The organism is Streptomyces niveiscabiei (assembly GCF_033794345.1).
Classification (GTDB): Bacteria; Actinomycetota; Actinomycetes; order Streptomycetales; family Streptomycetaceae; genus Streptomyces; species Streptomyces niveiscabiei.
Genome location: NZ_JARAYJ010000001.1, coordinates 260,300 through 275,556, shown reverse-complemented (window position 1 = coordinate 275,556; position 15,257 = coordinate 260,300). Strand labels below are relative to the sequence as shown.

Below are 15,257 nucleotides of genomic sequence, written 5' to 3'. Positions count from 1 at the left end.
CGGCCCTGGCGCACCAGGGGAGGCCACCGGCAGCTACCCGTCCCAACGGCCCCGCCCGTCACGCCGATCCCGCTGTTACCGCCTTATCGACGACCGGTGACACTGCTATATCGCCCTCGTGACGACAGTCACGTACGGGTGATAACTTCGAGGGCGTGAGTCCCTTCACCGGATCCGCCGCGCGCACACCCCGTTGGGAACACCTCCGCCTCGACGTCACGGACGCCGTCGCCTCCGTCACGCTCGCCCGCCCCGCCAAACTGAACGCCCTGACCTTCGGCGCCTACGCCGACCTGCGGGATCTGTTCGCCGAGCTGTCCCGGGAGCGGTCCGTGCGGGCGCTCGTGCTCAGAGGCGAGGGGCGCGGCTTCTGCTCCGGCGGCGACGTCGACGAGATCATCGGCGCGACGCTCGCCATGGACACCGCCCAGCTCCTCGACTTCAACCGGATGACCGGCCAGGTCGTCCGGGCCGTGCGCGAGGCGCCGTTCCCGGTGATCGCCGCCGTGCACGGGGTCGCGGCCGGTGCCGGGGCCGTCCTCGCGCTCGCCGCCGACTTCCGGGTCGCCGACCCGAGTGCCCGGTTCTCCTTCCTGTTCACGAAGGTCGGGCTGTCCGGCGGGGACATGGGCGCGGCCTACCTCCTGCCGCGCGTCGTCGGGCTCGGACATGCCACCCGGCTGCTGATGCTGGGCGACCCGGTGCGGGCGCCCGAGGCCGAACGCATCGGCCTGATCAGCCAGTTGGCCGAGGAGGGCGGCGCCGACGAGGCCGCCCTCGCGCTCGCCCGCCGCCTCGCCGAAGGACCCGCCCTCGCCCACGCCCAGACCAAGGCGCTGCTGACGGCCGAGCTGGACATGCCGCTCACGGCGGCCGTCGAACTCGACGCGAACACCCAGGCGTTGCTCATGAACGGCGCCGACTACCGGGAGTTCCACGCCGCGTTCACCGCGAAGCGCCCGCCGAAGTGGCAAGGGCGATGACCGGCCGGATCGCGGTCATCGGCGGCGGACCCGGCGGCCTCTACACGGCGGCCCTCCTCAAACGCCTCGACCCGGCACGGGAGATCACCGTCTGGGAGCGCAACGCACCCGACGACACCTTCGGGTTCGGCGTCGTCCTCTCCGACGAGACCCTCGGCGGCATCGAACACGCCGACCCGGCCGTGTACGCCGCGCTGGAGCGGGAGTTCGTCCGCTGGGACGCGATCGAGATCACCCACCGTGGACGGCGCCACGTCTCCTCGGGCCACGGGTTCGCGGCGCTCGGCAGGAGACGGCTGCTGTCCGTCCTGCACGACCGCTGCCGCGCACTCGGCGTCGACCTCCGCTTCTGCACCGAGGCCCCCTACCCGGCGTGGCTCTCCGAGACGTACGACCTCGTCGTCGCCGCCGACGGCGTGCACAGCGCGACCCGCGAGACCTTCGCCACCGCGTTCCGGCCCCGGCTCTCCCCCCACCGCTGCCGGTACATCTGGCTCGGCACCGACCTCGCCCTCGACGCGTTCCGCTTCGACATCGCCGAGACCGACGCGGGAGTCGTCCAGCTCCACGGCTACCCGTACGCGCGGGACGCCTCGACCGTCATCGTCGAGATGCGCGAAGAGGTGTGGAAAACGGGGGAGTTCACCATCGAGAGGTGCGCCGACCTGTTCCGGGAGACCCTGCGCGGCCGGCCCCTGCGGTCCAACGACTCCGCCTGGACGGTGTTCCGCACGGTCGTCAACGACCGCTGGTCCAGCGGCAACGTCGTCCTCCTCGGGGACGCCGCGCACACCGCCCACTTCTCCATCGGCTCCGGCACGAAACTCGCCGTCGAGGACGCCCTCGCGCTCGCCGCGTGCCTCGACGAACAGCCGGACATACCCAGCGCGTTGGCCGCGTACGAGGCCGAGCGGCGGCCCGTCGTCGCCTCCACGCAGCGCGCCGCCCGGGCCAGCCTGGAGTGGTTCGAGAACCTCCCGCTGTACGTCGGCCAGCCGCCGCGCCGGTTCGCCTTCAACCTCCTCACCCGCAGCCGCCGCGTCACCCACGACAACCTCCGGCTGCGCGACGCCGCCTTCACGGCGTCCGTGGAACGGGAGTTCGGCTGCCCGCCGGGTACGCCGCCCATGTTCACACCCCTCCGGCTACGGGAGCTGACCCTCCGCAACCGGGTCGTCGTCTCCCCGATGGACATGTACTCCGCGACCGACGGCGTCCCCGGCGACTTCCACCTCGTCCACCTCGGCGCCCGCGCGCTGGGCGGGGCCGGGCTGGTGATGACCGAGATGGTGTGCGTCAGCGCCGAGGGGCGGATCACGCCGGGCTGCACGGGCCTCTACGACGACCGGCAGGGGGCCGCCTGGCGCCGGATCACCGACTTCGTCCACGAACAGGCACCCGGTACGGCGATCGGCGTGCAGCTCGGGCACGCGGGCCGCAAGGGGTCGACGAAGCTGATATGGGAGGGCATCGACGAACCCCTCCCGGACGGCAACTGGCCCGTGGTGGCCGCCTCCCCGCTGCCCCACCGCCCGGACAGCCAGGTCCCGAGCGAGCTGACCCGACCCCAACTCGCGCAGATCCGGGGCGAGTTCGTGAAGGCCACGAAACGCGCCGCCCACGCAGGCTTCGACCTCCTCGAACTCCACTGCGCCCACGGCTACTTGCTCTCCGGCTTCCTCTCCCCGCTGACCAACCACCGCACCGACGCCTACGGCGGCTCCCTCGCGGGCCGCCTCCGCTTCCCACTGGAGGTCCTCGACGCGGTACGCGACGCCTGGCCCCCTGAACTCCCCCTGACCGTCCGCATATCCGCCACCGACTGGTCCCCCGGCGGCACCACCCCCGAGGAGGCCGTGGAGATCGCCCGCGCCTTCACCGCCCACGGCGCCGACGCGATCGACGTCTCCACGGGCCAGGTCGTCGCCGACGAACACCCCGACTTCGGCCGCTCCTACCAGACCCCGTACGCGGACCGCATACGGGGCGAGGTGGGCGTCCCGGTGATCGCCGTCGGCGCGATCTCCTCGTGGGACGACGTCAACTCCCTGATATTGGCGGGCCGTACGGACCTCTGCGCCTTGGGGCGGCCCCATCTGTACGACCCGCACTGGACGTTGCACGCGGCGGCCGAGCAAGGCTACGAGGGGCCGGGGGTGGTGTGGCCGCTGCCGTACCGGGCGGGCAGCAGGAAACCGCGAACGGGACGCACGGACGCCCCCAAACCCCGCTTGCGGCTGAGGAGTTGAGGCGCCTCAGCCGGTGCCCTGCGCCGTGCCCGGCCCGGCCGCCAGCACGAACGCCTCGCCCGCGTCCCGCAGGCGCGCGTGCAGGGCGTGGAAGACCTCGGCCGACCGCACTCCCGGCCAGTTCGCCGGCAGCAGGTGTGCGGGCAGGCCCGGGTCGGCGTACGGGAGGCGCCGCCAGGTGTCCAGGGCGAGGAGATAGTCCCGGTACGCCTCCTGCGGGGGCGTGTCGGGGCGCTCCCGCCAGGCCCTCAGCACCGGCTCGTGCGTGTCGAGGAACGCCTCGTGCCCCTTGGCGATCGCCGCGAGGTCCCACCACCGCGACACCGCCTCGACCGTCGCCGTGAACCCCAGGTGCTCGCCCCGGAACAGATCGACGTACGGCCCGAGTCCGAGCCGCTCCAGGGTGCGCCGCGCCTCGTCGTGCAGGCGCGCGGGCGCGATCCACACGCCGGGCGCCGCCGTCCCGAAGCCCAGCCCGGCCAGCCGGGAGCGCAGGACGTGCCGCTTCTGCCGCTCGGACTCCGGCACGGAGAACACCGCGAGCACCCAGCCCTCGTCGCCCGGCGGCCCGTCGGAATAGATCCTGCGGTCCCCGTCGTCCATCAACTGCCGGGCCTCCCACGACAGTTCGTACCCCGCCGCGCCACGCTCGGTGCGCGCGGGCAGCAGCAGCCCGCGGCGTTTCAGCCGGGAGACGGAGGAGCGTACGGAGGGGGCGTCGACCCCCACCGCGGCGAGCAGCCGGATCAGCTCCGCGACGGGAACCGGACCCGGTACGAAGCGGCCGTACGCGCCGTAGAGCGTGACGATCAGAGACCGTGGTGCATGCTGGTCGGACACGTTGATCATCTTAGGTCTTCGGCATCAGTGCTGGTCACCTCCGGTGTGCGCAGCCGGAATCGCTGGAGCTTCCCGGTCGCCGTACGCGGCAGTCCGGCCAGGAAGAGGATCTCGCGCGGGCACTTGTACGGCGCCAGCTCCTCCTTCACGAAAGCCCGCAGAGCCGCCACGTCCCGCCGCGCGCCCTCGCGCAACACCGCGTACGCCACGACGACTTGCCCGCGCTCCTCGTCGGGCCGGCCCACGACCGCCGCCTCCAGCACGTCCGGATGCCGCAGCAGCGCCTCCTCGACCTCCGGCCCCGCGATGTTGTACCCGGCCGACACGATCATGTCGTCCGCGCGGGCCACGTACCTGAAGTACCCGTCCGTCTCCCGGACATAGGTGTCCCCGGTGACGTTCCAGCCGTCCCGCACGTACTCCCGCTGCCGGGGGTCGGCGAGATAGCGGCAGCCGATCGGACCGCGCACCGCGAGCAGGCCCGGCGTGCCGTCGGGCACCGGTCTTCCCCCGGCGTCCTGCACGCGCGCCTCCCAGCCGGGCACGGCGACTCCCGTCGTCCCGGGGCGGATCGACTCGTCGGCCGCCGAGATGAAGATGTGCAGCAGCTCGGTCGCGCCGATGCCGTTGATGATGCGCAGGCCGGTCCGCTCGTGCCAGGCGCGCCAGGTCGCCGCGGGAAGGTTCTCGCCGGCCGACACGCAGCGCCGCAGCGACGAGACGTCGTACCCGCCGAGGTCCGCGAGCATCGCGCGGTACGCGGTCGGCGCGGTGAACAGGACGGACACCCGGTGCTCCGGTACCGCCGCCAACAGGGCCTTCGGGCCCGCCTGTTCGAGCAGCAGCGCACTCGCGCCGACGCGCAGCGGGAAGACGACCAGGCCGCCCAGCCCGAACGTGAACCCGAGCGGCGGACTGCCCGCGAACACGTCGTCCGGCGTCGGACGCAGGACGTGCTTCGCGAACGTGTCCGCGATCGCCAGGACATCGCGGTGGAAGTGCACACAGCCCTTGGGGCGGCCGGTGGTTCCCGAGGTGAACGCGATCAGCGCGACATCGTCGGCCGCCGTGTCGACCGCCTGGTACGGGAGCCGGGGCGCCGGCCTGTTGAGGAGGTCGTCCGGGGTGTCCCCGCCGTACGGGGTGATCCGCAGGCCCGGGACCTCGGCCTTGACCAGGTCGTCCAGCGAGCGCGCGTCGCACAGCGCGTGGCCGACCCGCGCGATCTCGCACATCGTCGCCAGTTCGTGCGCGCGCTGCTGCGCCAGGACCGTGACCGCGACCGCGCCCGCCTTCAGGACGGCCAGCCAGCACGCCGCGAGCCACGGGGTGGTGGGGCCGCGCAGGAGGACGCGGTTGCCGGGGAGCACGTCCAGGTCGTTCGTCAGGATGTGGGCGATGCGGTCGACGTGGGCCCGGAGTTCGCCGTACGACCAGGTCGTGGCCGGGGTGCGGAACGCGGGGGCGCCGTCCGGCTGGCCCGTGAGCAGGTCCGTGGCGCAGTTCAGGCGGGGTGGGTAGGCCAACTCCGGTGTGGTGAAGCGGAGTTCGGGCCAGGTGTCGGGCGGTGGGAGGTGGTCGCGCGCGAAGGTGTCGACGTGGGCCGAGAGCTGCACGGTGGCTCGCCCCCTTGTCGGTTCGGGGTCGTGCGTCGAGCGTAACGTGTTGGTGACGGCGGTCAAGGGAGCGCGATATGGTCGTGGCCGAGGGGGTGTACGCCATGGAGCGTTCCGAGTTGCGCACACTGGCCGCGGAAGTCCTCCGTCCGCTCGCGGAGAAGGGGGAGCCCGGCAGGGTCAACCGCCCCCTGGTCGCCGAGCTCGGTCAACGGGGGCTGCTGGACCGGCTGTTCACATCCGGCGCCGTCGAACTCTGCGAGGTGCGGGAGGCGTTGGCGTACGGCTGCACCGAGGCGGAGACCGCGCTCGCCCTCCAGGGGCTGGGGGCGCATCCCGTGCACGCGTACGGGAGTCCGGGGCAGCGGGAGCGGTGGTTGCCCGGGGTGCGGGCGGGGAGGGCGGTCGCCGCGTTCGCGTTGAGCGAGGCGGGGGCGGGGTCGGACGCGGGGGCGCTGGAGCTGCGGGCGGTGCCTGAGGGCGGTGGCGGTGTGGGGTCGGGGTCGGGGTCGGGCTCAAGCTCAGGCTCGGGTTCGGGTTCGGGGTCAAGCTCGGGGGCGGGCTCGGGTGGTGGTCGTGGTTGGCGGCTCGTGGGGGAGAAGTGCTGGATCTCCAACGCTCCCGAGGCCGACTTCTACACGGTGTTCGCCCGTACCGGGGGCGCGGGCGCGCGGGGCATCACCGCGTTCCTCGTGCCCGCCGACCGGCCCGGGCTCGGCGGTGAGCACCTCGACATGCTGTCCCCGCACCCCATTGGCACGCTCACCTTCGACGGCGTACCCGTCGGGCCCGAGGATGTCATCGGGGAGACCGGCCGGGGGTTCCGGGTCGCGATGGGGACACTCAACCGGTTCCGGCCGAGCGTCGGCGCCTTCGCCGTCGGGATGGCGCAGGCCGCGCTGGACGCCACCCTCGACTGGACGTCCCGACGGGACGCGTTCGGCGGCAAGCTGAGGGACCTCCAGGCCGTGTCCCACCAGGTCGCCGAGATGGCCGTACGGGTCGAGGCGGCCCGCTCGATGGTCCGCGCGGCGGCCCGCGCGTACGACGCGGGCGGCGCGGACGTGCCCCGGCGCGTGGCGATGGGGAAGCTCTTCGCGACCGAGGCCGCGCAGTACGTCGTCGACAGGGCGGTGCAGTTGCACGGGGCGCGGGCGCTGCGGCGGGGGCATCTGCTGGAGCACCTGTACCGGGAGGTGCGGGCGCCCCGGATCTACGAGGGGGCGAGCGAGGTGCAACGGGGCATCGTGGCGCGGGAGTTGTACGCGGAGTGGGACGGGTCGGGGGCGCAGGGGCCGGGGGAGGGGGCAGCGTGAGCGGGACCGGTGACCTGGAAGGACGTACCCCATGAGCCTCGAACGCGTGAACCCCGCCGAGCTGTCGCCCCCCTCCGGCTTCTCCCACGCCGTCGTCGCCACCGGCACCCGCCTCGTCCTCCTCGCCGGGCAGACGGCGCTCGACGGGGACGGGAAGGTCGTCGGGGTGACGCTGGCCGAGCAGTTCGAGACGGCGCTGCGCAACCTGCTGGGCGCGCTCACGGCGGCGGGGGGCTCGGCGGCCGACCTCGCGCGGGTGACGGCGTACGTCACGGACGTCGCCGCTTATCGCGCCGCCGCGCCTCGACTGGGCCGGATCTGGCGGGAGTTGGCGGGCCGGGACTATCCGGCGATGGCGGTCGTCGGCATCGTACGGCTGTGGGACGAGGAGGCGCTGATCGAGCTGGACGGGTTCGCGGTGCTGGAGTGAATCCGGCGTGGGTTCAGGCCGCGACCAGCCGCCTGGCCGGTGCCACGACGCTGCCGTCCGGGAGCAGTTCGCCGGAGTCGTCGAAGACGATCGTGCCGTCGCACAGCAGGGTCCAGCCCTGCTCCGGGTGGGCGGCGACGACGTGTGCGGAACCCTCGGCGGTCCCGGAGACGGTGTGGGAACACATGGCGCACCTCCATGGCTGGGGGGTCGGCCCGAGCGGGCCGTCCCGCATACACAGACCATGCTCCCGCCGCGAACTCATCGGAACGGCTCCACCGCAAGCGTGACAACACCAGGACAACTCCGGGACGGTTCCCCGACGCCGGTCACCGGCCGGTGGAGGCGCCGTCACGGGCGGTCGCGCGGACACCGCCGTACGGTCGTATCCGCGTCGACCGATGGCATGGACTCACCCCGCAACCCCCGCCCCCACCCCGAACCGGGTCGCGCACCCCGGTATCGCTGGTCGGGAACATCCCGAACCAGGAGGTACCCCATGCTCTTCCGCTCCGCACTCGGCACGGCGGCCGGCGCCGCGCTGCTCCTGCTGGCCGTCCCCACCGCGCAGGCGGACCCCGCCGAGACCGTGACCGTCGACCCGGTGGGCCGGATCGCCGCCGACGGCACGGTCACCCTGACCGGCACGTACCGCTGCCTCGGCAGCGAGGGCCCCGTCTTCGTGAGCAGCTCCGTGAACCAGGACTCCGGCGACGTCAGCCACGGCATCGGCGGCACGGCCGCGGTGTGCGACGGCGCCGAGCACGCCTGGCAGAACACCGGCAGACCGTCCCCGTCCGCCCTCACCCCCGGCACCGCGAGAGTCGAGGCGACCCTGATGGAACTCGCCCCGGAGAGTGGCCTTCCGGTGCCGCGCTTCCATGCCCGTGAAACCGGCCCGGTGACGCTCATGGAGGCGTGACCGCAGGACTCTCGGCCACGCCCGCCGACGGGAGGGGCGTGGCCGGCGCAGCTCCCGTCGGCTCCGGTCCGAACAGGGTACGCAGCGCCAGGTCGGCCACTCGGCGCAATTGGCCGCGGGTGTGACCGCTCGCCGCTTGTACGGCGATGCCGTCGGTGACGGTGTGCACGAGGTGGGCAAGGACCTGCGGGTCGGCGCCCGCGGGCAGGTCGGCCGCCTGCTCGAAGCGGCGTCGGAGCGCGGCCTCACCGGCCATCCGCCGTGCGATCACTTCTTGGCGGATCGGTTCGGACTCCGGTCCGCAGGCATGCACACTGTTGACGCTCAGGCACCCGCGAGGCGCGTGCGGTCCGGTGGTCAACTCGACGGCTCCGAGGACCAGAAGCTCGACGACCTCCCGCACGGTGGGCGCCTCCAGAGCCTCGGCGGCGTAGGCCCCGGGGCTGGTGAAGTAGCGGTCGATCACCTTGCGGAACAACTGCTCCTTGTTGCCGAAAGCCGCGTACAGACTGGGCCGGTTGATGTCCATGGCCGCGGTCAGGTCCGACAGGGACGTCCCCTCGTGGCCCTGTCGCCAGAAGACCTCCAGCGCCCGGTCGAGCGCGGTCTCCGGGTCGAAGGCGCGCGGGCGACCGCCTGGCATGCTGAAAGTCGGGATCGTCGGAGCCGGCGGCTGGGCGGACTCGTCGCCCATCCGGACGTGGACCTGGTCGTGGTGTCGGTCAAGCGGCCGGGCACGCGCATGCGGTCAGGGCTGCCCTGGACGCGGGCAAGCACGTCCTGTGCGAGTGGCCGCTGGGCATGGACGCCGCCGAAACGGACGACCTCGCCCGGGCGGCCGGCGCCGCCGGTGTCGTCCACGCCGTGAACCTGCAAGGACACCAGTCCCCGGACGCCCGGTACGTGGCCGACCTGGTCGCCAAAGGCGCGATCGGTCGGCTCGAATCGGCCGTACTGGTCGCCGCGGGCGACCCGCTGGGCGGCGCCCGCATCCCGCCGGAACTGGCCTGGTCAGCCGATCCGGCCGCGGGCACCTCGCTCCTGACCGTCATGGCCGGCCACTTCCTCGCCACGCTGGACCGGATGGTGGGCGGACTGGTCGAGGTCTCCGCGAGGCTGCCCCGCCCGGACCACGTCGAAGGCGCCGGAACCGGCCGGACGGTGCCCAACGGGGTACCCGCACAGGTACTGCTCCACGGTGTCCTGGAGAGTGGCGCGGCTGCCTCCGTCGCCGTGCACGGAGGCAGCGGGACTCCGGACGGATTCTTCGTCAAACTGGTCGGCTCCGACGGCACGTTGACGGTGGTTCCCACCCGGCCGGGCGTGTACATGCACTGGACCGACTGGGACATCCGGGTCGACGGCGAGCGGGTGAAGGTACCTGACGGCTACCGGACCGTCCCCTTCGACCCCGCCGCCGGACCGGTCGCCAACGTCGCGGCCGTCTACCAGGAGATCGCCCGGTCGATCGCCGAAGGCCGCAGTCCTCACCCCGACTTCCACACCGCCGCGGCCCACCACAGGGTGCTCGCCGCCATCGAACGCTCCGCGGAGACCGGCGCCGTGGAAAGTGTCCGCTGACGATCCCGGCTGCCTTTGCCTACTTCACACCGCCATCGCGGGCCCCGCGCTCGTACCCTGCTGTCACCGGTGCCGCGTTGTCACAGAGCGTCCTGCCGTGCCGGGAAGCACTGTCCGGATCGCCGTTTCGTGCTGTGGACAATGTGATAAGGGTAGCGGGCGACGGTTGGCCGAATGGGGGAGTCGGAGACGTGCGAGATCCGTTGGAGAACGTGGAACTCACGGAGGCCGTACAGGGCTTGCGGGATCAGCTGATGGCCTCTGTATACGCTGCGGACGGCCAGCGCATCAGGTTCGAGGTCGACGAGATCACTCTGGATTTCTCGGTCGAGCTGCGGCGCGACGCGACGGCCAAGGCGGGGTTCAAGGCATGGGTGGTCTCCGGCGACGCCCAGGTAGGGGTGGCGCGGAACGCCGTCCACAAGGTGGCCGTGAAGCTGAAGCCGAGGGATTCGGCCAACGGCGGGCCGATCGAGATCGGACATCAGGCCGAGGTCGACATGGGTGACTTCGAGCACCCGTCCGGACTGCGCGGCGGATGAGCGCCCGCTCCGTCGCACGCGTCGCCATCGTCCAGGGAGCGCGGCAGGGCAGCGGCTTCCTGCTGGACTCCCGCCTGGTGCTCACTTCGGCGCACCTGTTCGAAGGAGAGAGCGGGGCTGCTCGCGTCGCCGTCCCCGGAGGGACGGGGATGCGCGGCTGCCGCCTCGTGTGGCGCCGCTACGACGAGTCGTGCGACGCGGCCCTGCTCGAAGCGGATGACGACTTGGTCGGGGAGGCCACGACGTGCCGGATGTCCGACGTCCGGTGGGGTCGGATCTCCGGCCTGGCCGCCTGGGAGAACTGCGAAGCGGCGGGCTACCCGCGGATCTCGCTCCGGGACGGGACGAGGCCGGACACCGAGCAGATCGTGGGCACGCTGAAGCCGGGATCGTCCGTCCTGCGCGGCCGCTATGTCCTGGACAGCTCCCACGCCCCGCCGCCGGCCGGCGCCTCCGGCGCATCGCCGTGGCAGGGCATGTCGGGCGCGGCGCTCTTCGCCGGCGAATACCTGATCGGTGTGGTCTCCGGGGATCCTGCGCAGTGGGGTCACGCGCGGGTGGAAGCCGTTCCCGTCTCCGTCGTGGTGGCAGATGCCGCATTCCGGCGGGCGGTGGAGGCGACTGCGGGGTTCTGTCCCGAGGTGGTGGAGATCGGCAGACCGGCGCCGCAGGTGGTCCACACGGCCTCTTCCTGCGAAGGTGACTGGCTCCCTGTCGCCGACGCCGACCCGGTCTCCTTCGGTGTTCATCGTGTGCCGGATTCCGCCGGCCATCCGGACGTCGTGCAGTACGTGCCACGCTGCGTCGATGCGCAGGTGGACGCCCGGCTCGAAGCCCTGGCGGAGACGGGCGGCATGGTGCTGCTGACAGGGGATTCGGCCGCGGGCAAGTCGAGGACCCTGTTCGAAGGCATGGTCCGCAATCTCGGCGACTGGTCGGTCTGCAAGCCGGACCCCGACGCCGACCTGTCCTTCCTGGACTCTTCCTCCGGAAGTGATCGCGAGAAGGTCGTGTGGCTCGACGACCTGCACAACTACCTGCGGTCGGACGGGTTGACGCCGTCCCTGCTGGACCGGCTCGTCCGCCGCGGCACGGTCGTGCTCGCCACGCTGCGCACCGAGTTCCACGAGCATTACACGGACGCGGAGGACGGCCCGTCGCTCTCGCGGAGGACCGGTCCGCGTCTGCCGTCCTCACCCGGCAGAGTGATCCGGGCAGCACATCACATCACCCTGGACCGGATCTGGACCGACGACGAGCGGCGGGCCGCGTCGTCGCGCGAGGATCCGCGCATCGTTGCCGCGTTGAACGCCGACAAGGCACATGGGGTGGCGGAGTACCTCGCGGCGGGACCGCAGGTCCTCAAGCGGTGGAAGGCCGCTTCCCGGGTGAAGGGCAACCCCCGCGGTGCCGCTCTCGTCGCGGCCGCCGTCGCCCTCGCCCGCACAGGTGTGGACACCGCGCTGGCGCCGGAGTCCCTGGAACGCCTCCACACATACTTCCTCGACCAGGCGGGCGGCCCGGCTCTGCGGCCGGAAGGCATGGAGGAAGCCTGGGACTGGGCGTCCAGGATCGTGCTGGGCGTGACCAGCCCCCTGGTCCCGGGCCGGGGAGGAACGTGGAAGCCGTTCGACTACCTCGTGTCCGATGCCGCCCGCGACTCCCGTCCCGGCGAGCTCCCGGGACAGGTGTGGGACGAGGTCCTGCACATCGTGGACGACACGCGCCGTGTGCTGGTGTCGACCGTCGCCAAGGTGGCGGGCCGGCCGGACGTGGCCAAAGAGGTGCTCCGCCCCCTCGCGGAGGCGGACGATCCCGACGGCCTGATCAACCTGGGGGCGCTGCTGGCCGCGGAGCAGGACTATGACGGTGCCGGCCGCTGCTTCGAGCGTGCTTTCTGCCTGGGCGACTCCACCGGGGCTCACAACATGGGTGCCGTGTTCGCTGTGAGGGGGAATCTGGAAGAGGCACGGAAGTGGTTCGAGCGTGCGATCGAGAGTGGGTATCGGGAGTCGATCGGCGCCCTCGGCCTGGTCCACGAAAAGCTGGGGAACCAGGATGAGGCGATTGCGCTCTGGAAGCGCGGTACCGAGGCCGGCGATCCCGGGAGCGCGCTGCGCTATTCGGAGTGGCTGAGGTCGAAGTGGCAGTCGGATGAGGCCGTCGAGGCCCTGAGAATCGCCGCGGACGGTGAGATCCCGTTCGCCTCGCTCTCGTACGCCGGTGTTCTCCTGCGCAGGGAGGACCACGAGACGGCGAACGCCTACGTCTCGCGTGCCTATGAAGCGGCGGTCAAGCAGGGGAGTCTGGGTGACCCGATCGGCTGCCTGATGGCCGGAGTGACCGCGTACTCCTTCGGCAACGTCGCGATGGGGGAGGAGTGGTGGAGCCGGGCACGGGAGCACGGCCACCCATTGAACTGGGTTGTCCTGGATGCCGCGGACAGCTCGGCCGGACTCTCGCACCTGGCCTTCAGCCAGGATTGCCTGGACAGAATCGGGCACGAGGAAGCCCGTTCCCTCATGCAGTTGCTCTGGGCCGGCGACTGCCAGGACTGCGGATACCCGCTGGGCAACGGCGTTCCGGCACTCTATGTGGACGACCACTACACCTGGGCGGACGCACGGCTCTTCCACTTCGGACTGTGCCGGTATCCGCACTGGAACGATTCGGCGCTGATCAACGTGGCGAAAGAGGCGGGTATCAGCTGGACGGCCTTCGCCGCCGGTGTGCCTGTGGGGGAGCAGAACGACCTGCTCGTTCCCGCTTTCGTGGTCAACCCCTCTCTTGAGGTGGCGCAGTTGGTCCAGAACGGGGACCAGTGGACGGCTACATCTGCTTACGGGCCCCGGTCGGCCCTCGCCGAAGGGCTCGGCCTCCAGCCGCTGTGGTCCGGATTGCCGCCCAGGTCGTCCGACGGGCGTGCTTGGGCATTCGCTGCCCCCAGTGAGGTCGCGGTGGCGACGCTCGGCCAACTCTGGAACGCTCCCGCGACCGAGGAGTTCATCACACTGGTGCGGCGACACGGGGGAACGCTGCTCATCGCGACGAGCGTCGTCGGACCTGATTCCCCGCCCAGCGTGGAAGTCCTGACAGAAGCTCTGGGGGCCTGGGACTCGATGACGAGGTGGGTCCCTCTGAAATCCGATGCCGTGAGTTGAGCCTCCCGAACCACCATGAGGTGCCCGGCGGTTCGGGAGGATGCCCTTCGCGTAGAGGGTCCCTAGATATCCCGGAAGATCTCGATCTGCGCGCCGATCGAGTTGAGGCGTTCCGCGAGGTCCTCGTACCCCCGGTTGATGACGTACACGTTGCGCAGGACGGACGTCCCGTCGGCCGCCATCATCGCGAGGAGTACGACGACGGCGGGGCGCAGCGCGGGCGGGCACATCATCTCGGCGGCGCGCCAGCGGGTCGGGCCCTCCACCAGCACCCGGTGCGGGTCGAGGAGTTGGAGGCGCCCGCCGAGGCGGTTGAGGTCCGTCAGGTAGATCGCGCGGTTGTCGTAGACCCAGTCGTGGATGAGGGTCTTGCCCTGGGCGACGGCCGCGATGGCCGCGAAGAAGGGGACGTTGTCGATGTTGAGGCCGGGGAACGGCATCGGGTGGATCTTGTCGATCGGCGCCTCCAGCTTGGAGGGCCGTACGGTCAGGTCGACCAGGCGGGTACGGCCGTTGTCGGCGACGTACTCGGGCGTGCGGTCGTGGTCGAGGCCCATCTCCTCCAGGACCGCCAGCTCGATCTCCAGGAACTCGATCGGCACGCGGCGCACGGTGAGTTCGGACTCCGTGACGACGGCGGCGGCGAGCAGGCTCATCGCCTCGACCGGGTCCTCGGAGGGGGAGTAGTCGACATCGACATCGATGTCCCGGACGCCGTGCACGGTCAGGGTCGTCGTCCCGATCCCCTCGACCTTGACGCCGAGCGCCTCCAGGAAGAAACACAGGTCCTGGACCATGTAGTTGGACGAGGCGTTGCGGATGACGGTCACCCCGCCGTGGCGCGCGGCGGCCAGCAGCGCGTTCTCGGTGACCGTGTCCCCGCGCTCGGTCAGCACGATCGGGCGGTCCGGGCGGACCGTCGGGTCGACGACCGCGTGGTACTGGCCCTCCGTCGCCGCGATGTCCAGGCCGAAGCGGCGCAGGGCGATCATGTGCGGTTCGATCGTGCGGGTGCCGAGGTCGCAGCCGCCCGCGTACGGGAGCTTGAAGCGGTGCACCTCGTGCAGCAGCGGGCCGAGGAACATGATGATCGAGCGGGTGCGGACGGCCGCTTCCGCGTCGATCGCCGCGAGGTCCAGTTCGGCCGGGGGGACCAGTTCCAGGTCCACGCCGTCGTTGATCCAGCGGGCGCGGACGCCGATCGACTGGAGGACCTCCAGGAGGCGGTACACCTCCTCGATGCGGGCGACCCGGCGCAGGACCGTACGGCCCCGGTTCAGCAGCGAGGCGCACAGCAGGGCCACGCACGCGTTCTTGCTCGTCTTCACGTCGATCGCGCCGGAGAGGCGGCGTCCGCCGACGACCCTCAGGTGCATCGGGCCCGCGTACCCCAGCGACACGATCTCGCTGTCCAGGGCCTCACCGATGCGGGCGATCATCTCAAGGCTGATGTTCTGGTTGCCCCGCTCGATCCGGTTCACGGCACTCTGGCTCGTCCCCAGCGCTTCCGCCAGTTGGCTCTGTGTCCAGCCACGGTGTTGACGGGCGTCGCGGATGAGCTTGCCGATGCGTACGAGGTAATCGTCTGCCATGGGGCTGAGGTTATCTCAGATATGA

The 15,257-nt window shown here is 71.6% G+C and carries 13 protein-coding genes; 8 read left to right on the top strand and 5 right to left on the bottom strand.

All coding sequences use genetic code 11. From position 1 onward, the window contains the following. Positions 1–155 precede the first annotated feature (155 nt). Both PV682_RS01155 and PV682_RS01150 read left to right on the top strand, forming a co-directional pair. Positions 156–983, top strand: a complete 828-nt coding sequence (locus PV682_RS01155; RefSeq protein ID WP_319722999.1) for an enoyl-CoA hydratase family protein — start codon at positions 156–158, stop codon at positions 981–983. Further along, positions 980–3,232 (top strand): bifunctional salicylyl-CoA 5-hydroxylase/oxidoreductase, encoded by a 2,253-nt coding sequence (locus PV682_RS01150; RefSeq protein WP_319722997.1) that lies wholly within the window; start codon positions 980–982, stop codon positions 3,230–3,232. Before PV682_RS01155 ends, PV682_RS01150 begins: the two co-directional genes overlap by 4 nt. 6 nt (positions 3,233–3,238) lie before the next feature. On the opposite strand, the gene PV682_RS01145 is transcribed toward PV682_RS01150, so the two are convergent. Both PV682_RS01145 and PV682_RS01140 read right to left on the bottom strand, forming a co-directional pair. Next, complete coding sequence (locus PV682_RS01145) at positions 3,239–4,081, bottom strand: PaaX family transcriptional regulator (RefSeq protein WP_319722995.1); 843 nt, start codon at positions 4,079–4,081, stop codon at positions 3,239–3,241. Further along, positions 4,078–5,688 carry an AMP-binding protein gene (locus PV682_RS01140; protein ID WP_319722993.1) on the bottom strand — a complete coding sequence of 537 codons (1,611 nt, stop codon included), beginning with the start codon at positions 5,686–5,688 and terminating at the stop codon, positions 4,078–4,080. The genes PV682_RS01145 and PV682_RS01140 overlap by 4 nt, the downstream gene beginning before the upstream one ends. A 77-nt stretch (positions 5,689–5,765) precedes the next feature. On the opposite strand from PV682_RS01140, the gene PV682_RS01135 reads away from it, so the two are divergent. Then, positions 5,766–7,004, top strand: coding sequence for an acyl-CoA dehydrogenase family protein (locus tag PV682_RS01135; protein WP_319722990.1), 1,239 nt, complete (start codon positions 5,766–5,768; stop codon positions 7,002–7,004). Positions 7,005–7,035: 31 nt separating this feature from the next. Further along, positions 7,036–7,434, top strand: a complete 399-nt coding sequence (locus tag PV682_RS01130) for a RidA family protein (protein WP_319722988.1) — start codon at positions 7,036–7,038, stop codon at positions 7,432–7,434. A 13-nt stretch (positions 7,435–7,447) separates the two neighbouring features. Here the strand turns inward: PV682_RS01130 and PV682_RS01125 are convergent, their stop codons facing one another. Then, on the bottom strand, positions 7,448–7,621 hold the full coding sequence (locus tag PV682_RS01125) for a DUF5999 family protein (RefSeq protein ID WP_319722986.1): 174 nt from the start codon (positions 7,619–7,621) through the stop codon (positions 7,448–7,450). Between the two features lie 312 nt (positions 7,622–7,933). Between PV682_RS01125 and PV682_RS01120 the strand changes: the two genes are divergently transcribed. Next, positions 7,934–8,356: a DUF6299 family protein gene (locus tag PV682_RS01120; protein ID WP_319722984.1), complete on the top strand. Its 423-nt coding sequence runs from the start codon at positions 7,934–7,936 to the stop codon at positions 8,354–8,356. Here PV682_RS01120 and PV682_RS01115 read toward each other — a convergent pair. Further along, a complete protein-coding gene (locus PV682_RS01115; RefSeq protein ID WP_319722982.1) occupies positions 8,343–8,999 on the bottom strand; it encodes a TetR/AcrR family transcriptional regulator in 657 nt (218 codons plus the stop codon). The genes PV682_RS01120 and PV682_RS01115 overlap by 14 nt on opposite strands. Positions 9,000–9,115: 116 nt before the next feature. Here PV682_RS01115 and PV682_RS01110 point away from each other — a divergent pair, with 116 nt between their 5' ends. From PV682_RS01110 to PV682_RS01100, 3 genes are all read left to right on the top strand, one after another. After that, on the top strand, positions 9,116–9,937 hold the full coding sequence (locus PV682_RS01110; RefSeq protein WP_319723342.1) for a Gfo/Idh/MocA family protein: 822 nt from the start codon (positions 9,116–9,118) through the stop codon (positions 9,935–9,937). A 191-nt stretch (positions 9,938–10,128) separates the two neighbouring features. Continuing rightward, complete coding sequence (locus tag PV682_RS01105; protein ID WP_319722980.1) at positions 10,129–10,479, top strand: trypco2 family protein; 351 nt, start codon at positions 10,129–10,131, stop codon at positions 10,477–10,479. Next, positions 10,476–13,640 (top strand): tetratricopeptide repeat protein, encoded by a 3,165-nt coding sequence (locus PV682_RS01100; protein ID WP_319722978.1) that lies wholly within the window; start codon positions 10,476–10,478, stop codon positions 13,638–13,640. The genes PV682_RS01105 and PV682_RS01100 overlap by 4 nt, the downstream gene beginning before the upstream one ends. A 62-nt stretch (positions 13,641–13,702) precedes the next feature. Here the strand turns inward: PV682_RS01100 and PV682_RS01095 are convergent, their stop codons facing one another. Next, entirely contained in the window at positions 13,703–15,232 is a 1,530-nt protein-coding gene (locus PV682_RS01095) for a helix-turn-helix domain-containing protein (RefSeq protein ID WP_055724717.1), read from the bottom strand. Positions 15,233–15,257: the final 25 nt, after the last annotated feature.